This window comes from Saccharopolyspora antibiotica (assembly GCF_047200635.1).
Taxonomy (GTDB): Bacteria; Actinomycetota; Actinomycetes; order Mycobacteriales; family Pseudonocardiaceae; genus Saccharopolyspora_C.
Genome location: NZ_JBJZOI010000017.1, coordinates 36540 through 60651, shown reverse-complemented (window position 1 = coordinate 60651; position 24112 = coordinate 36540). Strand labels below are relative to the sequence as shown.

Annotated in this window: 3 protein-coding genes; all 3 read left to right on the top strand. The window is 72.9% G+C overall.

Annotation, left to right across the window (positions count from 1 at the left end; genetic code table 11):
* Positions 1 to 300 precede the first annotated feature (300 nt).
* The 3 genes from ACL03H_RS15600 to ACL03H_RS15590 are packed head-to-tail and all read left to right on the top strand — an operon-like array spanning position 301 to position 24112.
* Entirely contained in the window at positions 301 to 7326 is a 7026-nt protein-coding gene (locus ACL03H_RS15600) for an amino acid adenylation domain-containing protein (RefSeq protein WP_412811955.1), read from the top strand.
* Entirely contained in the window at positions 7326 to 23216 is a 15891-nt protein-coding gene (locus tag ACL03H_RS15595) for an amino acid adenylation domain-containing protein (protein ID WP_412811954.1), read from the top strand. Before ACL03H_RS15600 ends, ACL03H_RS15595 begins: the two co-directional genes overlap by 1 nt.
* Complete coding sequence (locus tag ACL03H_RS15590; protein ID WP_412811953.1) at positions 23213 to 24112, top strand: proline iminopeptidase-family hydrolase; 900 nt, start codon at positions 23213 to 23215, stop codon at positions 24110 to 24112. The genes ACL03H_RS15595 and ACL03H_RS15590 overlap by 4 nt, the downstream gene beginning before the upstream one ends.

Sequence of the window (24112 nt, the reverse complement as noted above, 5' to 3'; positions counted from 1 at the left end):
CGTCCGGTCTTGTTACGGTTCGTGCATCGGTGATGACTGGGGTCGCCGACCTACTGTGCACTGGGGTGTATGAGTTGAAGTCTGTCGTCTAGAGCGCCGTTTTTCTTCTGCGTCGCTCCGCCGGACGCGGTTCCGGTGGAGACTGTTCGGGCAAAGCCGCTGTGACTTTTCACGAGTGGCGTGCGCTCGCTTGATGAGGGGTATTCAGTGCGGCGACTTGCTGTTTTTTTCGGCGGTGAATTCTGTTCGCTCGCAGATTCCGCTGTCAGTTATCTGCTCGATGCCGGGCATTCCGCCTGCGTGCGTGACGCATCGGGATCGTGGTCGGGCCGGGACGATCCGAACTTCGTCGTGCTGGAGCCCGGGAGCCTTCCCGGACCCGAGTGGGCGCACGAGCTCGTGTTCGGCACCGACTCCCCGGTGACCGGGGGCGGGTGCCTCCGCCTCGACCTGGTGCGAGCGTCCGGGGGCCTCGTCGCGACCTGCGAGCTGGGGCAGCAGGGGAGAACGACCTCGTTCACCAGCACCCGGTGCCCCGGCGCGGCCGGGCGCCCGCCGACCGCGGTCGCGGCGCGGGAGGCGCTGGTCGACGTGTGCGTGGACGCGATCATCGAGCTCAGCCGGGATGCTTCCCGGTCAGCTCCCACCGCGCCCGGCGGTGCGGCCGAGGGGGCGGGGGAGAGCTGTTTCGAGGAGTACGCGCGGGCCGAGCGGGAGTCCCGCCGGATTCGTCGGCGGTGGCGGGAGTGCTCCGATGACCACGTCCGGTGGAGCGCCCCGGCGGCTCGCTCCGGCGCGGAGGCGCCCAGGGACGCCGTGGAGCGCGCGGTGCCCGCGGGGATCGATGTCCTCCACCTGGAACGGCTGTCGCTGGCGCTGCAACTGCTGATGAATTCGCGCAAGCGAGCCGTGTTCAGCCACGCGGTGAACACCTCCGCCGGGACGCTGGTGCGGTTCGCCGAGGTATCCGCCGAATCCGCGGTGCGAGACGTCGGTGCCGCCCTGGGCGAGGTCCCGCTGAGCGTTGTGGAGAACCCCTTCTACGAGTTCTCCGACGTGTTCGGCGACTGGCCCGACTCGGGATTCGTGGTGCAGGTCGGCTGGGACTCGCCGGAGCCGCCCGGAGCGGTGGTCGTGTTGCGGCATTGCCCGCGCCGCGCCGCGCTCAGGATCTCGTACCCGCGCGATCTGCCGTTCTTCGCGCGACTGCCCGAGCAGCTGGACGCATTCTTCGGAGAAATCCCGGAGTCGCGCGACGGCACCCGCTCCTTCGGCGATCTGACCGCGCTCGCCCCACCCGCCCGGCACCGCCTCGAACTCGTCCCGGCGCCCGCGAACTTCGATCCCACCCCGATCCACCACGTGATCGAGCGGCAGGCCCGGCGGACGCCGGAGGCGCCGGCCCTGGTGCACGAGGAGGTGGTGTGGACGTACCGGGAGCTCAACGAAGCGGCGAACCGGCTCGCCCAGCACCTGCGGGATCGCTTCGGCCCCCCGCGCGGCGCGCCGATCGCGGTGCACCTCGATCGCGACGCGAACCTGCTGATCGCGTTGCTTGCGGTCCTCAAGCTCGGCTGCGCCTACGTTCCGCTGGACAAGGACGCGCCGCTCCACCGGATCGGGTTGATCATGTCCGGCTCCGAGCCCGCGCTGGTGCTCACCGACGCCCCCGGCTCCGCCGCGCTGGCCGCCTCCGGCACCGGCGTTCCGCTGGTCCCGCTGGACGACCCCGACACCCGCGAGGCCGTGCGGGCGCGCGAGGGCCACGACCTGGACATCGCGGTCGACCCGGACGACCTCGCCTACGTCATCCACACCTCCGGCACCACCGGCGTTCCCAAGGGCGTGGCCGTCGAGCACCGCAACTTCGCCAACATCGCCGCGGACATCGCCGAGCGGATCCGGTTCGGGCCCGCGGACCGCGTCCTCGCGGTGACCACGATCGCGTTCGACATCTCCACGCTGGAGGTCTTCCTGCCGCTGATGCGCGGCGGGTGCGTGGTGCTCGCCGGGCAGCAGGACCTGCTCGACATCGAGAAGCTGCTCGCGCTGGTGGACCGGGGCGGCGTCACCGTCATGCAGGCGACCCCGTCGCTGTGGCAGCTCCTGGTGCCGCGCCTCGGCGGGCGGAGGCTCCCGGTGCGGGCGCTGTGCGGCGGGGAGGCGTTACCGCCGCACCTGGCCGCCGAGCTCGTCGAAGCGGTGCTGGAGTGCTGGAACGTCTACGGCCCCACTGAGACGACCGTGTGGTCCACGGCCCACCGGCTCACCGGTGCGCCCGGCCCGGTGCCGATCGGGCGTCCCGTGGCGAACACGCGGTGCTACGTGCTCGACGAGCGGGGGAGGCCGCTGCCGGAGGGAGTGGTCGGTGAGCTGCACGTCGCGGGCAGCGGGGTGGCGCGCGGGTACCTCAACGACGAAGAGCAGACCGCCGACCGCTTCGTGCCCGACCTGGTGCGCGAGGGCGAGCGGATGTACCGCACCGGCGACCTGGTCCGGGCGCTGCCGGGCGGTGAGCTGGAGTTCGCCGGCCGCAACGACTTCCAGGTGAAGCTGCGCGGGCACCGGATCGAGCTCGGCGAGATCGAGAACGTGCTGCGCGATCACCCGGCGGTGTCGCAGAGCCTCGTGGTCGTCGCCGACGGCGCCCACGTCGAGCACGGCGACGGCCGGTTCCTCGCCGCCTACGTGGTGACCGACCCCGGCCGCACCGAGGAGATCCACGAGCACCTGGCCGCGGCGCTGCCCGAGTACATGGTGCCCACCGTGCTCGTCCCGCTGGCCGAGCTGCCGCTCAACGTCAACGGCAAGGTGGACCGGAGCGCCCTGCCCGACCCGGCGCCGCACCGGGTGTCCGGGCACGTCGCGCCCAGCACCGAGCTGGAGGCCCGGCTGTGCGAGCTGTGGCAGGCGGTGCTGGGTCGGGAGGTCGGCGTCACCGACGACTTCTTCTGGTCCGGCGGCAACAGCATCCTCGGCATCCTGCTGGTCAACCGGATCAACAGCGTGCTGGGGACCGATCTGAAGATCCGGGACCTGTTCCGGGAGAAGTCGGTGCGCGGACTGGTCCCGCTGGTCCGCTCGGGGGCGGGCGAGTTCGCCTACCGGGACTTCGTGATCGAGGGCGTGGACCGGGCGAACCTGCACGAACCGTTCCCGCTGACCAACGTGCAGCAGACCTACTACCTGGGCCGGTTCCACAACTTCGAGCTCAGCGACCTCTCCACGCACGTCTACACCGAGTTCAAGTACGCGGAGCTGGACGTGGCGCGGCTGGAGGAGGCGTTCAACGGCCTGCTGCTGCGCCACCACGCGCTGCGGACCGTCTTCGAGGACGGCGAGCAGCGGTTCCTGCCCGAGGTTCCCCGATACCGCGTGGAGCACCACGAGTTCCACGATCCGGAGCAGCTCGCGGAGCTGCGCGGCAGGTTGTCGCACAAGACCTACGACCCGCAGCGGTACCCGCTGTTCGACGTCGTGGTCAGCACGCTGCACGGCGTGCACCGGCTGCACGTCAGCTTCGACGCGATCGTCGTGGACATGACCAGCTTCGGCGTGCTGTTCGGCGAATGGGCGCGCCGTTACCGGGAGCCCGCCCTGGAGCTGCCCGAGCTGGGCGTCAGCTACCGCGACTACGTGCTGGGTTACGAGCGGGTGCGGGAGAGCGAGCTCCTCGGGGAGGCGCAGGAGTACTGGGAGGGCAAGCTCGCCGACTACCGGATCGACCTGAACCTGCCCGTCCGGATGCGCCCCTCCGAGGTGGGCAAGCCGCACTTCCGGCGGAAGAGCGCGGTGATCGCCGCGCCGGTGTGGCGGGAGTTGTCCGGCAAGTGCCGACGCTTCGGGATCAGCCCCACCGCCCTGGTCCTGGAGGTCTACGGGCGCGTCCTGGGCACGTGGAGCGGGCAGGACCGGCTGTGCGTGAACCTGACCCTGTTCAACCGGTTGCCGCTGCACCCGGAGGTGCCCGACCTGGTCGGGGACTTCACGGTGCTGGGCTTGTTCGACCACCGCACGAGCGCGGAGCTGAGCGTCGCGGCGAAGTTGCGGGGGGTGCACGACGAACTGCTCCGGGACATCGACCACAACCTGTTCGACGGCGTGGACGTGCAGCGGCTGCTGAAGACCACCCGGGGGCTGCCGGTCGACCAGGTCGTCGCGCCCGCGGTGCTCACCAGCACGCTCGGGACGGGTGATTCGGCGAACCTGTTCGAGCTGGTGCTCGACGACGGGTACCTGGGCGTGGACTACTCGATCTCGCAGACCTCGCAGGTGTGGCTGGACAACAAGGCCTACGAGACGGCCGAGGGGTTCGTCGCCGAGTGGGACTACGTCGAGCAGCTCTTCGACGAGCGGGTGGTCGAGGACATGCACGCGGCGTACTGCTGGTCGCTGGAGCGGCTGGCGGAGCTGGACTGGGAGGCGGATTCCTTCCCGGTGCCGCCGCTGCCCTCCGCCGACCTCGCGCTGATCGCGGGGGCCAACGACCAGGACCGCCCCCGCAGCGCGGAGACCCTGGTGTCGCTGTGCGAGCGCTGGAAGGACGATCCGGACCACGCCCGCCGGACCGCGGTGGTCGACGCGGCCCGCGGCGAGCGCTTCGGTCACGCCGAGCTGCACCGCGACTCGCACCTGGTGGCGGCCGGGCTGGCGGAGGGCGCCGAGGGGGCGCTGATCGGCTTGCTCGCCGAGAAGGGCTACGCGCAGGTGGTCGGCACCCTCGGCATCATGAGCGCGGGCGGGGCCTACGTGCCGATGAGCGCGGAGTGGCCCGCCGGCCGGATCGGGGAGGTGCTGGCGCAGGCCGGGGTGCGGACGTTGCTGGTCTCCCGCGAGCAGCGCCTGCGAGCGGACGTCGGCGCGCTGGACGACGTCGAGCTGGTGGTGATCGAGGACCTGCTGGCGGCCACCCCGGACCCGGCGGTGCGCCTGCCCGAGATCACCCCGGACGACACCGCGTACGTGATCTTCACGTCGGGTTCGACCGGTGCCCCCAAGGGCGTCACGATCAGCCATCGGGGCGCGGTGAACACGATCCTGGCGGTCAACGACCGCTTCGCCGTGGGGCCGGAGGACAGCGTGCTCGCGCTCTCCGAGCTGAGCTTCGACCTCTCGGTCTACGACCTCTTCGGGATGCTCGGTGCCGGTGGCACCGTCGTCTTCCCGGCTCAGGAGGACACCCGGGATCCGGCCCGGTGGGCCGAGCTGGTGCGGCGGCACGGGGTGACGGTGTGGAACAGCGTTCCGCAGCTCGCCGGCCTGCTCGCCGATCAGGTCGCGGAGAACCCGGAAGCCCTCGCGTCGCTGCGGTTGTTCCTGCTCAGCGGCGACTGGATCCCCACCTCGCTGCCCGACGAGCTCCGCCGCGTCGCACCCGGCTCGCTGGTGGTGAGTCTGGGGGGTGCGACGGAGGGCAGCATCTGGTCGGTGTGGTTCGAGGTCGGCGAGGTCGATCCGGGCTGGGTGAGCGTCCCCTACGGCGTGGCGATGCCCGGGCAGCGCATGTACGTCCTGGATCCGTGGGGCGGGCACTGCCCCGCGGGGGTCGCCGGTGAGATTCACATCGGTGGCGCTGGCGTGGCGCTGGGCTACTGGGGCGACCCGGGGTTGTCGGCGGAGCGGTTCGTGGAGCATCCGGTGCTGGGTCGGTTGTACCGGACCGGGGACGTGGGGCGGTGGTCGCGCTCGGGGTGGATGGAGTTCCTGGGGCGCACGGATTTCCAGGTGAAGCTCAACGGCTACCGCGTCGAGCTGGAGGAGATCACCGCGAAGCTGTCCCGCCTCCCCGGCGTGGACCGCGCGGTGGTCACCGTCCAGGACGACGCGGACGGCAAGCGGCTCGTCGGGCACCTGGTCGCCGCCGAACGGCGGCTCGGCGAGGGCGGGGACCCGGAGGTCGACCGCGCGGGCTTCCTGCTGGCCGGGCACGGGGTGCTGCACGACGCCGAACCGGTGCACCGGCTCGGCCACGCGCCCGATCCCGAGGTGCACGCCGCGGCCAAGAGCTACCGCCGCTTCCTGGACGAGGAGGTGGATCCCGGCCTGCTCCGCAAGTGGCACGACGAGGTCCGGGACTCGGTCCCGGCGATCCGCGAGCACGCCCGGCTCGACGCCCCGGGCTGGGGCGCGGTGCTGGGGAGCTGCACCGCGGTGGAGCTGCCCGGCCGGGCGACGCCGAAGTACCGCTACCCGTCCGCCGGTGGGACCTACGGGGTGCGCGTGTTCGCCGGCATCACGGAGCCGAGCTTGCGCGGTGCGCACTACCACCATCCGCTGACCGGGGAACTCCGCGCGCATCCGCTGGCCGGGCGGGTGCTCGGGGGCGGGGACGAGATCGCGCTGGTGGCGCACTGGCCGGCGATCGTCCCGCTGCAGGGGGAGCGGTCCCGCGAGTTCGCCGTGCTGGAGGCCGGGCACCTGCTGGGCCTGCTCACCGCCGAGCTCGAAGCTCGCGGAGTGCCCTGCGAGGTGGAGATCACCGACGAGCGGATCGGTGAGCAGGACACCGTGCTGTGCCGCGTGCGCCCCGGATCCGGGGCAGGCGGCTTCGCGCCCGAGCCGCTGCGGATGGCCGCGTTCGCGCGCACCGGTGCCGACGAGTACACCGAGCAGGACGGCACCCGCCGCCTGGACCTCGCCGAGTTCGGCGTGTTCGACCGCGTCACCGACGCGCACGCGGTCCTGCGCGCCGGGCGGTCCGTGGTCACCTGGGAAGGCGAGGACACCGACGCGGCCCGGCTGTCCGCGGGGTTCCTGTTCCAGCGGTTGCGCGACCGGCTGCACGCCGAGGGCATCGGAACCTGCGCGCTGGGGTTCCACCCGACCGAGCGCGGGGTGCACACGATGGTCGCCGGCCGGGTCCCGGCCGAGGATCTCTCCGCGCCGAGCAGCCGGGCGGACCTCCACGAGCTCGTCGACGTCGTCACCGCCGAGCTCGCCGACGCCCTGCCCGCCTACATGCTGCCCGGTGGCTACGCGGTGCTCGGCGAACTCCCGTTGAGCGCCAACGGGAAGGTCGCCATCGACCGCTTGCCCGCGGTGCGGGTCACGTCGGCTCACGTCGAGCCCGACGGCCCGGCGCAGTGGGCGCTCGCGCGGGCCTGGGCGCGCGTCCTGCACCGCGCGCCGGAGGAGCTGAGCGCGGCGGAGAGCTTCTTCGCGCTCGGCGGCACTTCGCTGGCGGCGATGCGTCTGGTCCGGGTTCTCCAGCAGGAGCTGGGCTACGAGATGTCGCTGCGCGATCTGTACGAGGTGAACACCATCGCCGGTCTGGCCACGCGGTTCGGGGCCGACACCGAGGCGGACCGGGAAGAGGGAGAGCTGTGATGCGTGAGCTGGAGCTGCTGCACGAACTCCGCGCGGCGCGCGTGCTGGTCTGGCGCAAGGACAACGGCCGGCTCGGGTTCTCCCACGACAAGGACGGGGGTTTCCCGCCGGAACTGCGGGACCGGGTGGTCGAGGCCAAGGACGAACTGCTGGAGCTGCTGCGCGTCAACCGGATCGATTCGGCGGAGCGAGCGCGAACGACCGCGGTGTGCAAGGTCCCGGAACACCGCCGCGATCGGCGGTTGACCTCCGTCCAGCGCGGAATGTACCTGCAGAGCCGGATCGACGCGCTCGGCTGCACCTACACGATTCCGCTGTTCGTGGACCTCCCGCGAGCCGAACCGGAGTTCGCGCGGCAGGCGGTGCGGGCGCTGCTGGAGCGCGAACCGATCCTGCGGACCCGGGTGCGCGACGACCTCGGCTGGGACCCGCTGCCCGTCGAATCGTTCGAGATCGGCACCGCCCGCGTTCCGTCGGCGGAGCTGGCGGCGTTGCGCGACGACCGCGCGCGCACCGAGTTCCCGCTCGACGGCGGAGCGCTGGTGCTGCCGGAGGTGGTGGAGCTGACCGATCGCGGTGGTGTCGTCGTCGGGCTCACCCACCACCACATGCTCTCCGACGCCCCCTCCGCAGAGGTCTTGGCGGGGAAGCTGGCCGAGCTGCACGACGTCTTCGCCCGCGGTGACACCCCGGCCCCGCGCACCGATCTGGACCGGGAACCGGACTTCGCCGACCACGCGGCGCACCAGGAGGTCGAGGCCCGCACCCCGGAGCATCGCGCCGCCCGCGCGGAGCTCGCCCGGCGGCTGGCCGGTGCCGAGGAACTGGCCCTCGGCGACGTCGCGGACCCGGCGGCCGACAACAGCGCGGTCACCACGACCAGGAGCCTCGGGCCCCGGTTGCACCGCTCGGTGCTGGACTTCGCCCACGAGCACCGGATCAGCACCTTCGCGGTCCTGTTCACCGCCCTGCACCACGTGCTGACCGCCTTCGCCGGCGGCCGCTCGGGATTCCCGGTGGCCACCGCGATCGGCAACCGCCCCGCGGGCTTCGAATCGGCGGTCGGGCCGTTCATCGCGACCGCGCCGGTGCTCGCCGAGCACCGCTCGGGCGAGTCGTTCGCGGCGAACGCGCGCCGGGTGCACGAGGAGGTGCTGTGGCTCAACGAGCACCAGCAGCTCAACCTGGAGGAGCTCACCGACGAGCTTCCCGGCGGCGGCGCCGATCTCGCCGAGCTGGTCCGGGTGCTGTTCACCTACCACAACTTCCGGGCGGTGCCGGGGGGATCCGGAACCGAGCACCGCGTGCTGCCTTACGCGGACGTGGCGGAGAAGTTCGGCATCTCGGTCATCGCCAAGGACGAGGGCGACGACACCTCGCTGACCGCCACCTGCGCCGCGGCGCGCTACGAGCCGGAACTCGTGGCGGAGCTGCTGGACTCCTACCTGGTGTGCCTGGCCTCGGCGATGAATTCCGATGTGGACGCCCCGCTGTCCTCGCTGCGGCTGGTCGCCGCGGAGCGGTTGCGAGCGCTGGAGGCGGGCAACGCGACCGCGGTGGACCACGGGGGCCCGGACGACGCGGTCGGCGTGTTCGAGCAGCAGGTGCGCCGCACGCCGGACGGGATCGCCGTGGTGTTCGGGGATCGCGTCCTGACCTACCGCGAGCTGGACGAGCGGGCGAACCGCCTCGCGCGGGTGCTGCGGGACCAGCACGCGGTCGAGCGGCAGAGCCTGGTGTGCCTGCTGCTCGACCGCAGCGAGCACCTGCTGGTCGCCGTGCTCGGCGTGCTCAAGGCGGGATGCGCCTACGTCCCGATGGATCCCGAGTGGCCGGCGGAGCGGGTGCGGTTCGTCCTCGACGACACCGCGACCCCGGTGGTGCTCACCGATCAGGAGCGAGCCGGGTCGTGGGCCGGAGAGGTGGCGGCGCTGGCCGTCGACGATCCCGAGCTGGGACGAGGACTTCCCTCCGACCCGACCGGAATTCCCGTGCGCGGTCGCGATCTGGCGTACGCCATCTACACCTCGGGAACCACCGGCCGGCCGAAGGGCGTGCTCTGCGAGCACCGGGGGCTGGTGAACCGGATCCGGTGGATGAACCGGCGCTTCCCGCTCGGTCCCGCCGACCGGGTGGTGCAGAAGACGCCCTACACCTTCGACGTGTCGGTGTGGGAGTTGTTGTGGGCCAACTGGTTCGGCGCGGCCGTCGTGCTCGCCGAACCGGGCGCGCACAAGGACCCGGAGCGGCTCGTCCGGTTGATCGAGCGCGAGCGGGTCACGGTGGTGCACTTCGTGCCGTCCATGCTCGCCGCCTTCACCGACTCGTTGCGGTCGCCCGGCGGACCCGATCCGGCGGCGCTGCGCGGCCTGCGGCTGTTGTTCTGCAGCGGTGAGGAGCTCAAGCTCGGGCAGGTGCGCGCGGTGCACGAGCTGCTGCCGGGCGTGCGGGTGAACAACCTGTACGGGCCGACCGAAGCGTCCATCGACGTGCTGCACCACGATTGCAGCGATCACCGGCTGGAGCGGGTGCGGCTCGGCGCGCCGATCGACAACATGCGCGTCCACGTGCTCGCGGAGGCGGGGATCCCGCTGCCGGCGCACGCGATCGGGGAGCTCCACCTGGGCGGGGTGGGCCTCGCGCGGGGGTACCTGAACCTGCCGGAGCTGACCGACGAGCGGTTCGTCCCCGATCCGGCGGTGCCGGGGGAGCGGTTGTACCGCACCGGCGACCTGGTGCGGCGGTTGACCGATGGCGACGTCGTGTTCGTCGGGCGCGCCGATTCCCAGGTGAAGGTGCGGGGTTTCCGCATCGAGCTCGGTGAGATCGAGGCCGCGCTCGAACGCCACCCCGAGGTGCGCCGCGGTGCCGCCGTCGTCCGCGATGAGCGGCTGGTGGGGTACTACGTGTCCGGCCGGGAACTCGACGACGAGCTGGACTCCCTGCTGCGCGCGGTGCTGCCGGAACACGCGGTGCCCGCCGCGCTGGTGCGGCTGGACGACGTTCCGGTGACCGCCAACGGCAAGCTCGACCGGGCCGCGCTGCCCGAGCCGACGGTGCTGCGCTCGGCGGAGTTCACCGAGCCGCGCGACGAGCGGGAGGCGCGGATCCGCGAGCTGTGCGCGGCCGCGCTCGGCCTCCGGCCGCAGGACCTCAGCACGCGCGCCGACCTGTCGCGGCTGGGGCTGGACAGCCTCGTCGCGATCCGGCTCACCGGCTGGCTCCGCCAGCACCTCGACTCCGCGATCACCGTCCGCGAGGTCTTCTCCCACCGCACCGTCGAGCGGATGCGCGAGCGCGTCGACGGCCCCGCCGAACGGCCCGCCGCCGAGACACCGGTGCTCCGCGAGCAGGGCCTTCCGGTGGGGCCAGCGGACCTGCTGCCCGTCCAGTCCTGGTTCCTCGGCCTGCCGCTGTCCCGCCCGCACCACTGGAACCAGGCGTTCCAGGTGCGCACCCCCGAGCTGGAGCCGTCCCGGCTCGACGCCGCGCTGCGGGAGCTGACCGCCCACCACGACGCGTTCCGGCTCCGCATCGGACCCGACGGCGCGCAGCACTACGTCCAGAACCCGGTGCACCCGGGGCTGCACGTCCTCGACGTGCGCGCACTGCCGGGAGCGGAGGACGGGGAGGAGTTCACCACCGCGCTGCGCGCCACGCTCACCGCGTGGCAGCGCGGTTTCGACCTCGACTCGGGGCCGCTGCACGCGTTCGGCTACCTGCACGGTTTCGCCGATGGCAGCGCCAGGGTCTTCCTCGCCCTGCACCACCTGATCGTGGACGGCGTCAGCCAACGGGTCCTGGCCGAGGACCTGCGTTCGCTCTACGAGGGGCGTTCGCCGGGCGCCAAGGGCACCAGCTACCGGCAGTGGGCGCGCGCCCTCGCCGAGCACGACTTCGGAGCGGACCGGGCGTTCTGGCTCGACAGGCGGGGTGCCGGCGGTGCCTTCCCGCTCGACAGCGCGCATCCCGCGCTCAGCGCGGACGTGGTGCTCGGCGAGCCGGAGACCGCGCTGCTGGTCGGGGACTGCCACCGCGCCTACCGGACCAGCACCGAGGACCTGCTGCTGACCGCGCTGGCCCGCGCGCTGCGCGAGACCACCGGGCAGGAGGCGCACGAGGTGCTGGTGGAGGGGCACGGCCGCGAGGAGTTCGCGACCGGGCTCGACGTCACCCGCACCCTGGGCTGGTTCACCACGTTCTTCCCGGTGCGGCTGCGCGGCGAGCCCGATGCGGGCGCCGCGGTGCGGGCCGTGAAGGAGGAGCTGCGCGCGATCCCCGGGCGCGGGTTGTCCTACGGGCCGCTGTTCGGGTACCGGGACCTGCCGGCCGTGTGGTTCAACTTCCTCGGCCACCTCGACGGTGGCACCGGTGACTGGGAGATCGTGCGCGGCGAGACCGGCGAGACGATGCCCGACGGCGTCGCACCGGGCGCCGCGGTGTCCGTGCTCGCCGAGATCTCGGGCGGCCGGCTGCGGATGCGACTGGACAGCGGGATCGGCCCGGCGGCCACCGAGGCGCTGCGCGACGCCCTGGAGCGGGCGCTGACCGACGTGGTCGAGCACTGCCGAACCCGGGAGTCGGTCCGCTACACCCCGAGCGACTTCGCGGCCGTGGGCGGCGAAGCCGATCTGCGCGAGCTGCCCGCGGCGATCGGCGCGGATCCGCACGGCTGGTTCGCCATGACCGACCTCCAGCAGGCGTACCTGGTGGGCCGCCTCGGCGGTTACGAGATCGGCAACGTCGCCAACCACGTCTACACCGAGCACGTCTACCCGCACCTCGACGTCGAGCGGCTCGAAACCGCGATCAACCGGCTCGTCGCCGAGTGCGACGTGCTGCGCACGGTGTTCTCGACGGAGCGGCTGGCCCAGCGGGTGCTGCCCGCCTCGGAGGTGCCGCACTACGCGGTGCGGGTGCACGAGTTCGCCGACGGGGACGAGGACCTGCTGCTCGACGTGCGCGATCGCATGTCGCACGAGGTGCACGACCCCGAGTCGTTCCCGCTGTTCGCCTTCGAGGTCAGCAGGTTCCCCGACCGGTGCGTGCTGCACGCGGGCTTCGACCTGATCACCGTGGACGTGCGCAGCAGGCTGGCGCTGCTGCGCCGGCTCGACGCGCTGTACCGGGGTGAGCAGGCACCGCCCGCGCTTCCCGCCGCGACCTTCAAGGACTACCAGGACCACGTCGAGCTGCTGCGCTCCTCGAAGTGGTACGCCGACGACCGCGCGCACTGGCAGCGGCGGCTGGCCGAGATGCCCGCCCGCTGCGCGCTGCCGTTCCGGACACCGCCGGAAGCGGTGGTGCACCCGCGCTTCGCCGAGCACAGCGAACACGTCGCGGCCGAGGTCTGGGACCGGTTCGCCGAGCAGGCCGCGGCGCGGGGCCTGTCGCCGTCCTCGGTGCTGCTCGCCCTGTTCGGCAGCGTCCTCGCGCACCACTCCGGGACGACCGAGTTCCCGATCACGGTCACCGTCGCGCGACGCCTGCCGGTGCTGCCCGAGGTCGGGGAGGTGCTGGGCAACTTCACCTCCACGGTGCTGCACCACTTCATCGACGAGTCGCGCGATGCCGAACTGCTCGCGCGTCGCACGCACGACGTGCTGTGGGAGGACGTGTCGCACGCCCTGTACTCGGGGGTGCAGGTGCAGCGCGACGCCGCCCGGACGAACGGGCTGGACACGGCGAAGGCGGTCTCGCCGATCGTGTTCACCGGTGCCGTGGGCGGGGACACCCGCGACTTCGAGGGCGCCGCGCACCTCAGCGACGACGAGGACCGGTCCGGCAGGTACTGGGAGGCGCAGACGTCGCAGGCGTGGATCGACCTGCAGGCGGTGCGGACTCCGGACGGCTTCACCGCGAAGTGGCTCTACGTGGAGCAGCTGTTCCACCGGGCCGACATCGAGCACTTCAACCTGCTGCTGCGCGGGCTGATCGAGCGGCTCGCCGACGGGGACTGGACGTTGCCGAAGGACCGCTACACCCCGGAGGCCGACCGCGCGCTGATCGCGGCGGCGAACGACGCCGAACGGGAAGCGGCCGAGGAGACCCTGTTCGGCGCGCACCGCGCCCGCTGCGCGACGGACGACCGCTGGGACGCGGTGGCGGTCGTCGACGTCGGCACGGGGCGCGCTCACACGCACCGCGAACTGGTCGCGGACGGCGACCACGTCGCACGGCTGCTGACCGGGCGGTCCGAGGCGCTGATCGCGGTGCTCGCGGAGAAGGGGTACGGGCAGGTCCTGGCCACGACCGCGATCATGCGGGCCGGGGCGGGGTACCTGCCGCTGCACGTGGAATGGCCGGTCGCGCGACTGGCCGACGTGCTGGAGCAGGCGGGGGCGAGCTCGGTGCTGGTCTCCCGCGCCCAGTGGGAGCGCGCCGAGGTCCGCGACGGCCTCGCCGCGTTCGAGCTGATCGTGATCGAGGAGGCGCTGGCGGCCGATCCGGTGGACGTCCCGCTGCCGGCCGTCGCACCGGACGACGTCGCGTACGTGATCTTCACGTCGGGTTCCACCGGGCGGCCGAAGGGAGTCACGATCTCCCACCGCGGTGCGCTCAACACGGTGCTGGCGGTCAACGAGCGGTTCGGGATCGGGCCCGCCGACCGGGTGCTCGCGGTCTCGGAGCTGAGCTTCGACCTGTCGGTCTACGACCTGTTCGGACCGCTCGCCGCGGGCGGTGCCGTCGTGTTCCCCGAGCAGCGGCGCGCCAAGGATCCGGCGCACTGGGCCGAGCTGGTGCGACGGCACGAGGTGACGGTGTGGAACACCGTGCCGCAGCTGGCGGGCCTGCTGGTCGACGAGGAAGAACCGCTCCCACCGCTGCGGCTGGTGCTGATGAGCGGCGACTGGATCCCCACGAACCTCCCGGACCGCATCCGCGACCTCGTGCCCGGTGCGCTGGTGGTGAGCCTGGGCGGTGCGACGGAGGGCAGCATCTGGTCGGTGTGGTTCGAGGTCGGCGAGGTCGATCCGGGCTGGGTGAGCGTTCCGTACGGCGTGGCGATGCCGGGGCAGCGCATGTACGTCCTCACCGCGGACGGGACGCACGCACCGGTCGGCGTGCCCGGTGAGATCCACATCGGCGGCGCGGGGGTCGCGCTGGGCTACTGGCGAGCCCCCGAGCTGTCGGCGGAGCGGTTCGTGGAGCATCCGGTGCTGGGTCGGTTGTACCGGACCGGGGACGTGGGGCGGTGGTCGCGTTCGGGGTGGATGGAGTTCCTGGGGCGCACGGATTTCCAGGTGAAGCTCAACGGCTACCGCGTCGAGCTGGGCGAGGTCGAGAGCGCCCTCGCCCGGCATCCGCGCGTGGAGCAGGCCGTCGCGGACGTCCGCGACGTCGGCGGCGTCCAGTCCCTCGTCGGCTACTACGTGGCGCGCGAGCGGGTCGACGCCGCGGAACTGCGGGCGCTGCTCGCCGAACGGCTGCCCGCGTACATGGTTCCGGAACGGCTGCTGCACCTGGCCGAACCTCCGCTGAGCCCGAACGGCAAGCTCGACCGGTCCGCGCTGCCCGAGGTGGACGCGCCCGCCGCTCCCGCGCACGTCGCTCCGCGCACCGCCGACCAGCTGCGGTTGCGGGACCTGTGGGCCGAAGTCCTGGGCGTGCCGGGCGAGCGGCTCGGGATCCGCGACGACCTGCTGCGCGCCGGCGTGGACAGCATCGTCGCGATCCGCATGACGAGCCGGCTGCGCCGCGAACTCGGCCTCGCCGTGGCGGTGCGCGACGTGTTCGCGCACCGCACGATCGAGAGCTTCTGCGCGGAGGTCCTGCCGCACGCGACCTCGCGCCGCGAGGTGCGAGCCGAACAGGGCGTCCTCGACGGTGAAGCACCACCGCTGCCGATCCACTCGTGGTTCGCCGCGCAGCGGTTCCCCCGCCCGCAGCACTGGAACCAGGCGTTCCTGATCGAGACGCCGGAGCTGGGAACCGACGTGCTGCGCGGCGCGGTGACCGCCGTGCTCGCCCGGCACGACGCGTTGCGGCTGCGGGAATCGGCGGACGGCTACCGCTACGACCCGGACGTGGTGTGCCCCGAGATCCGCGAACTGGACGTGCGCACCCTGCCCGCCGCCGAGGGCACCCCCGGGTTCAGCAGCGCGCTGGACGAGGTGCTCACCAGCTGGCAGTCCGACTTCGACCTGCGCACCGGCCCGCTGCTGGCCGTCGGACGGCTGCACGGGTACGACGACGGCGGGCACCGGTTGTTCCTGGCGGTGCACCACGTCGCCGTGGACGCGGTGAGCTGGCGCATCCTCGTCGACGATCTCCGTTCCGCCTGCGCGGGGGAGCGGCTCGGTCCGAAGTCCACCAGCACCCGGCAGTGGGCCCGGGCGGCGGCCGACCGGGCGCGCGCCCAAACCGGTCAACTGCCCCACTGGGACGCCGTCACCGTTCCGGTTCCCGCGGCGCTCCGGCCGCACCGCGAGCCGGTCGAGACGGAGCTGGAGTTCGACGCGGAGCTGACCCGCCGAGTCCTGCACGACTGCCCCCGGTTCCTCCGCACCGGAGTGCACGAACTGCTGCTCGCCGCCCTGGCGGCGGCGTTGACGGAACTGACCGGGGCGACCGAGCACGGCGTGGTGCTGGAAGGCCACGGGCGCGAGGACCTCGGCGACGACCTCGACATCACCCGCACCGTCGGCTGGTTCACCTCCCTGTACCCGTTCGCGCTGCGCACCTCGGAGACCCCGGTGGCGACGCTGATCGACGTCAAGGAGTCGCTGCGCGCCGTGCCCGGCAACGGCGCCGACTACGGGACGCTGATCGGCTACGACCGGCCGCTGCCGCCCGTGTGCTTCAACTACCTCGGCCAGCTGGACGGCGGAACGGGCGAGAACTGGCGGATCACCGCCGAGCCCGCCGGGCGGGCGATTCACCCGGACAACGCGCTGCCCCACGCGGTGAACCTGGCCGGGCTGGTCGTCGGCGGGCGGCTGCGGTTCCGGCTCGGCACCCGACTGCCCGACGCCGGGGCCGCGCTGCTGGCGGACGCCTTCCGCCGCCAGCTCACGGATCTGGTCGCCGCGACCGCCGACCAGCCGCGCGGCTACCTCACCGCCAGCGACATCGGCGGCGTCCTGCCGCAGGAGCAGCTCGACCGGGTGCAGGCCGATCGGGAGCTGGAGGACGTGCTGCCCGCGACCTCGCTCCAGCGAGGGCTGCTGGCGCACGCGATGCGGAACGGGGACGTCGACGACGCCTACCGGGTGCAGGTGGTGTGGGACTACCACGCCGAGCTGGAACCGGACTCGCTGCGGCAGGCGTGGGAGGCCGCGCAGCACTCGTTCAGCGCGCTGCGCACGCTGTTCGACTGGAGCCGGGAACCGGTGCAGGTCATCGCTCGGCGGGCGGAGCTGAACTGGCGCTACCTCGACCTCGCCGAACATCCCGATCCGCGGCGAGCGTTCGACGAACTGCTCGCCGAAGACCGCGCCACGCCGTACGACACCGGCACGCCGGGGTTGTTCCGGGTGCGGCTGTGCCGGCTCGCCGAGGGGCGGTACGCCTGCCTGCTCAACACCCACCACGCGATCCTCGACGGGTGGAGCAGCCCGATCCTGGTGGACGCCGTGCACGACGCGTACCGAGCGCTGCGCGACGGCCGCCCGGTCCCGCGACCGGCCGACCACGCGCCGGCCGTGCACCGGCGGCTGCGGCCGCTGGTGGACGAGCACGCCGCCTACTGGCGGGAGCGGGTGCGCGGGCTGGACGGCTCGTGCGACCTCGGCGGGCTGCTGCGTCCCGAGCGGCGGCACGTCGACCTGGGCACCCGGTCGCAGGTCGAGGACCAGCGCCAGGAGGTCGGCGCGCTGGACGCCGACCTGCTCCAGCGCGTTCGCGGCGCCGCCGCGCGCGGTGGGGTGACCTTCAACGCCGTCCTGCAGTACGCCTGGCACCGGTTGCTGGCCGCCTACGGCCACAGCACCACCACCGTCGTCGGCACCGTGCTGGCCGGCCGCGACCTGCCCGCCGACGGCATCGACGAGGCCGTCGGGCTGTTCCTGAGCACCGTGCCGCTGGTGGTGCGGCACGACGGGTCGGGGACGCTCCTCGACGAGGTCCGCGAGCTCCAGGACGCGGTGCAGGAGGCCAACGCCCGCAGCGCCGTGGACCTCGCGGCGCTGCAACCGCCGGACAGGCGACTGTTCGACACGCTGTTCATCTACGAGAACTACCCGGGCTCCCGAGGTGATCGGTCCGAACCGCACCCCGTCTTCCGCTTCCGGCACCAGAAGCGCGACTACCCGCTCGTGCTGTCCGCCGTGGAGGACGCCGAGGCCGTGGCCCTGGTGCTGGACTTCGCGGCCGAGCTGATCGCACCGGAAACCGCGCGCAGGCTGCTGCGCGGCGTGGAGTCGGTGCTGGCGCGGTTCGCCGAGGCCCCGGAGTCGGCCGCCGACGGACTGGTCCTCGCGGACGACACCGACCTGGCGCGGCAGGCGGACTGGAACGACACCGGCTCCGCCGAACCCGAACAGCCCCTGGTGCACCGCGCGTTCGAGCAGCAGGCGGCCCGGAACCCGCACGCCCCGGCGGTGCAGCACGCGGGGCAGGTGCTGAGCTACGCGCGCCTGAACGAGGACGCGAACCGGCTCGCCCGCCACCTGGTGAGCGCGTCGGGCGAGGGCGAGCGGTTCCTGCTGCTGCTCGACCGCGGGCCGCGGCTGCTGACGGCGCTGCTGGCCGTGCTCAAGTCCGGAGGGGCCTACATCCCGGTCGACGCGGACTACCCCGACGAGCGGATCCGCCGCATGATCCGCGGCAGCGGAGCGCGGGGCGTGATCACCGAACGGCGCCACGCCGAACGGGTCGCGCGGCGCTGGCCCGAGCTCGTGAGCGTCGTGCTGGACGACCCGGACACCGCCGCCCGCATCGACCGGGAGGACCCGGCGAACCGGGACGTGGCGATGCGCGGCGACGAACCGGCCTACGTCCTGCACACCTCCGGGAGCACCGGCGACCCGAAGGGCGTGGTGGTGGGGCACCGGTCGGTGACCGGCGTGGTGGAAGCCGTCCGCGGCAAGCACTTCGCCGGTGCCGGACCGCTGCGCACGTGCAGCATGACCAACCACGTCTTCGACATCTTCGGGCTGGAGTACGGGCTGACCCTGCTCACCGGTGGCAGCGTCGTGCTGGCCGACCCGATGGTCCCCGAGCTGGACTGCGCCGGGCTGGACTTCGTGCAGATGACCCCCAGCCTGCTGGAGATGAAGCGGGACGTGCTGCGCAACACCGGGTCCACGCGCCTGCTGGTGGGCGGCGAGAAGCTGGAACGCCACCTGCTGACGGCCGCGGTGGGCCTGTTCGCGGAGGTCGTCAACGTCTACGGGCCGACCGAGACGACGATCTGGTCGACCTCGCGGACCTACCGGAGCGCGCCCGCCGACTCGGAGCCGGTGAGCATCGGCCGGGCCTTGCCCGGTGAACGTGCGCACGTGCTCGGCAGGGGCGGCGAGCCGCTGCCCGTCGGGGCCGTCGGCGAACTGCACATCGGCGGCGCCGGACTCGCGCACGGCTACGCCGGCGATCCCGAGCTGACCGCGCTGCGGTTCGTCGACGAGCACCGCCTCTACCGCACCGGGGACCTGGTGCGGTGGTTCGGGGACGGGGAGCTGGAGTTCCTCGGCCGCGGCGACGGCCAGGTGAAGCTGCGCGGGCATCGCATCGACCTCGGCGAAGTGGACGCGGCGCTGGTCGCGCACCCGGACGTGCGGCACGGCCTGGCTCGCGTGCACACCCCGGACGGAGCACCGGCGGCGGCGCGGCTGCTGGCCTACTACGTACCCGCCGCGCCGGACGTCGACGAGGAGGCGTTGCGGCGGCACCTGGCCGAGCTGCTGCCCGCGCACGCGATGCCGTCCGCGCTGGTCGGCCTCGACGAGATCCCGCTGACCCACAGCGGGAAGCTCGACGCCGGTGCGCTGCCGGTGCCCGGCGCGGAGGCCGCGTCCCGTCAGGTGGAGCCGCGGGACGAGATCGAGGCCGAGCTGGCGCGCGCGTGGCGCGAGGTGCTGGGGCTGGAGCGGATCGGCGTGCACGACCGCTTCTTCGACCTGGGCGGCAACTCCGTGCTGCTGACCCAGGTGCACGGCAGGCTCGCGGAGCCGCTGCGCCACCGGCTCCGGCTCAACGACCTGTTCACCCGTCCGACGATCGCCGAGCTCGCCGCTCACCTGACCGGCGGATCGGCGGCGGACGCCGAAGTGGTCGTCCGGGGCCCGGTGGCGGAGCGCGACATCGCCGTGATCGGCATGGCCTGCCGGTTCCCCGACGCCGACGACGTCACCGAGTTCTGGCGGAACCTCACCGCCGGGCACGAGTCGATCGTCCGGCTCGACCGCGAGGAGCTGCGCGCCGCCGGAGTCGACCCCGAGCTGCTCGACCGGCCCGACTACGTCCCCGCGCAGAGCAGGCTGCGGGACATCGCCGGGTTCGACGCCGGGTTCTTCGGCTTCTCCCGACACGAGGCCGAGATCATGGATCCGCAGCACCGGGTGTTCCTGGAGTGCGCGTGGCACGCCCTGGAGGACGCCTTCCACGACCCGCACGAGCACCCGGGCAGCATCGGGTTGTTCGCCGGTGTCGGGCGCAACGGCTACCTCGACGAGCACGTCCGCCCCGCGCTGGCGCCGCTCGACCCCGCCGCCGAGTACCAGGCGATGATCCACAACCGGCCCGACTTCCTGCCCACCAAGACGGCGTACCGGCTCGACCTGACCGGTCCGGCCGTCACCGTCCAGACGGCGTGCTCGTCGTCGCTGGTCGCCGTGCACCAGGCCGCGGTGGCGCTGCTCGCCGGGGACTGCGACGTGGCGCTCGCGGGCGGGGTCTCGATCGGCAAGCTCGGCACCGAGGGGTACCTGCACCAGGAGGGCATGGTGTTCTCCCCGGACGGGCGCTGCCGCGCGTTCGACGCCGACGCGCGGGGCACCGTCGAAGGCCAGGGCGTCGGGCTGGTCGTGCTGAAGCCGCTGGAGCGGGCGCTGGCCGACGGCGACCCGGTGCGCGCGGTGCTCAAGGGCTCGGCGATCAACAACGACGGGCACGACAAGGTGGGCTACACCGCCCCGAGCGCCCGCAGGCAGGCCGCCGTGATCAAGGCCGCGCACCGCCGTGCCGGGGTCGTCGCGGACACGATCGGCTACGTCGAAGCGCACGGCACCGGAACCGCGCTGGGGGACCCGATCGAGTTCGCCGGGCTGCGCGCGGCGTTCGACGGCGGTGCGAGCGGACCGGACCGCGTGCTCGGCGCGGTGAAGACCAACATCGGGCACCTCGACGCCGCTTCCGGCATCGCCGGCTTCATCAAAGCCGTGCTCTGCCTGGAGAACCGCCAGCTGGTGCCCACGCTGCACCACCGCGCGCCGAACCCCGCGCTGGAGATCGAGGGCAGCGGCTTCCGCATCGGCACCGAGCACCGGGAGTGGCCCGGCGACGTGCTGCGCGCCGGGGTCAGCTCGTTCGGCATCGGCGGGACCAACGCCCACGCCGTGCTGGAACAGGCGCCCGCCGCCGCTGCCCGCAGCGCGGCGAGCGTCTCCCGGAAGCTCCTGGTGGTGTCCGGGCCGACGCCGGAGGCCGTGCGCAGGCAGTCCGACGCGCTCGCCGCGCACCTGGCCGACCACCCGGACGCGGACCTGAGCCGGGTGGGCTACACGCTGCTCTCCGCCAGGCACCGGTTCGACTTCGGCCGGGTGGTCGTCGGCGAGGACCCGGTGGCGCTGCGGGAATCGCTGCACCGCGAGGTGGACGACCACGTCCCGGCCAGGGCGGGGCGGCCGGTGGTCTTCCTGTTCCCCGGCCAAGGAGCACAGCACAGCGGCATGGGCGCGGGGCTCTACGCCGCCGAACCGGCGTTCAGGTCCGCTGTGGACGAGTGCGCCGCGGTGCTGCGCGAGGTCTTCCCGGACGTGGCCGAGGAGGACCTGCTGGGCCGCACCGATCGCGTGCACGAGCCGCTGCTGACCCAACCCGCGCTGTTCGTCACCGAGTACGCGCTGGCGAGGTTGCTGCTGGCTCGCGGCCTGCGTCCCGCCGCGATGCTCGGGCACAGCCTGGGCGAGTACGTGGCGGCCTGCCTGGCGGGGGTGTTCTCGACGCGGGACGCGCTGCGGCTGGTGTGCGCCCGAGCGCGGGCGACGGCGGCCAGCGAGGCAGGGGCGATGCTCGCGGTCCCGCTCCCCGCGGAGGACGCGCGTGCCGACGAGCACGGCCTGGACCTCGCGGCCGTCAACGACGCCGACAGCTGCGTGCTGTCCGGTCCGGTCGACGCCGTCGAGCGCTGCGCCGCGCGGCTCGCCGAGCGGGGCGTCGTCGCCAGGCGGCTTCCGGTGCGACGGGCCTTCCACTCCAGGTTGCTGGACCCGGTGCTCGACGAGTTCGAGCGCGCCTTCGACGGCATCAGCGCGCACCGCCCGGTCCTCCCGTTCGTCTCCGGGCTCACCGGCGACTGGGCGGATCCCGACGAGGTGACCCGCCCGCGGTACTGGGTCCGCCACCTGCGGGAGCAGGTCGCCTTCGCCGCCGGCCTGGACCGCCTGCACCACTCGGCGGAGACGGCGGACGCGCTGCTGGTGGAGGTCGGACCGGGACGGGCGCTGACCCGTTTCGCGCGCAAGAACCCGCGCCGCGCGGAGGCGCTCGCCGTCGCGGCCATGCCGGACCCGGAACGGGAGCACGCCACCGCGCTGGCCGCGCTCGGGACCGCGCACGCGGCCGGGGCGCGCGTCGATGCCGACGCGCTGTTCGAGCTCACCCCGGCCGATCGGGTCCGGTTGCCGGGATACGCCTTCGACCGCGCGGAGCACTGGGTCGGGCGGGCACCGGACCGGTCCGCACCGGTGGCGAACCCGGCCCCGGCGAGCGCCATCGACTCGGTGGTGGTCGAGGCGTGGCGGGCCGTGCTGGGCGTCGACCAGGTGCGCCCGGAGGACGACTTCTTCGAGCACGGCGGCGATTCGCTCGCGGTGGTGCAGCTGGCGGCGCGCATCGAACGGGGGACCGGACGCCGCGTCGAGTTCATGTCGTTGCCGCGGCACACCCCGGCCGCACTGCTGGAGCACCTCCGGCAGCCGTCCCGGGGACCGGCTTCCGGGAGTCCGGTCGTCCGCGTCCGGCAGGGCGAACCGGACCTCGTCGCCCCGCTGGTGCTGGTGCACCCGATCGGCGGGGACGTGTACTTCTACCGGGAACTCGCGCAGCACCTGCCCGAGGACCAGCCGGTGTTCGCGCTCCGCTCGCCGATGCTCGACGGGGCGGCCGAGTTCGACACCGTCGAGGCGATCGCCGAGTCCTACCTGAACACCCTCGACGAACTGGGCCTGAAGCCGCCCTACCGGCTCGGTGGTTCCTCCTTCGGCGGGATCGTCGCCTACGAGATGGCCCAGCTGGTGTTCCAGCGCACCGGCTGCGCGCCCGAGGTGGTCCTCATCGACAGCCCCGCGCACGGCAACCTGCCGGAGCGCCTGTCGGAGGTCGAGATCCTGCACTACCTGGTGCGCTACGGGCTGCCGGCGGAGATGTTCCCGCTCGCCGAGGTCGAACGGGTGGACGGCCTGCGGGCCAAGATCGACCACCTCGCCCGATCGGCCCGGGGGACGCCGTTCGAGGAGATGCTGAGCAGCGATTTCCTGCCCAGGTACCTGGACACGTGGCGCAGGCACGACGAGGCCATGCACCGCTACGTCCCCCGGCCGTACGAGGGCGATCTGGTGTTCTTCGCGCACGAGGAGGAGATCGCCGACTTCCCCGCCGGCCAGGACCGGTGGTGGCGGGCGCTGGCCCGCGGCGGCTGGCGGCAGGTCGCCGTACCGGGGAACCACTTGAGCATGAACGCGATGCCGCACGTGGCGCGCATCGCCGAGGACCTGGGGAGGACGCGATGACCGAGCACGGCGGGACGCCGCGCGCGGGACGGCGGATCGAGGTGCCCGGTGGCCGGGTGTGGAGCGAGCTGCTCAACCCGGGGGCACCGGGGATTCCGGTGGTGGCGGTGCACGGGGGGCCGGGCACTCCGCACGACTACCTGCGGCCGTTGGCCGGGCTGCTGCCCGGGCATCCGGTGCTGGTCTACGACCAGCTCGGCTGCGGGCGGTCGGATCGCCCGCCCGACCCGGAGCTGTGGCGGCTGCCCAGGTTCGTCGACGAGCTGGCGGAGGTCGTCTGCGCCAGCGGGCTCGACCGCTTCCACCTGTACGCGCACTCCTTCGGAACGATGATCGCCTGCGATCTGCTGCTGCGCGGTGCGCCGGGCGCGGAGTCGGTGGTGCTGCACTCCCCGGTGCTCAGCGTCCGGCAGCACGAGCGCGAGATGCAGAACCTGCTGATGGGATTGCCGCCCCGGGTGGCCTCGGCGATCAGCTCCGCGGTGCGGGGAGTTCCGGGTGGTGCCGAACAGGCGGAGGCGATGCTGCACTTCGCCGAGCGGCACCTGTGCAGGCGCCTCCCGTGGCCGGACGCGCTGGTGGGCGGTTCGGCCGCGACGAGTCCGGTCGTGCGCGACGCGATGTGGGGTCCGACCGAATTCCACGTATCCGGGAATCTGCGTTCGTACCACCGCTGCGACCGGTTGTCCGAGTTGCGCATTCCGGCTCTGCTAACGTGCGGCGAACACGATTTCACCTCGCCCAAGGTGTGTCGCGCGTATTCGCGGTCCCTGCCGGGTTCTCGCGTTACGGTAATCCCAAATTCGTCACACATGGCGCACTTGGAAGAGCCCGCCGAATGCGCGCGGCAGTGGGGTGAATTCTTGGAGAACGCCACGAAAGCCGTCCCATCGTGA

Excerpts from the sequence above, each read along its gene's own strand:
- ACL03H_RS15595 (WP_412811954.1), top strand. The coding sequence starts at position 7,326 with ATGCGTGAGCTGGAGCTGCTGCACGAACTCCGCGCGGCGCGCGTGCTG.
- ACL03H_RS15590 (WP_412811953.1), top strand. The coding sequence starts at position 23,213 with ATGACCGAGCACGGCGGGACGCCGCGCGCGGGACGGCGGATCGAGGTG.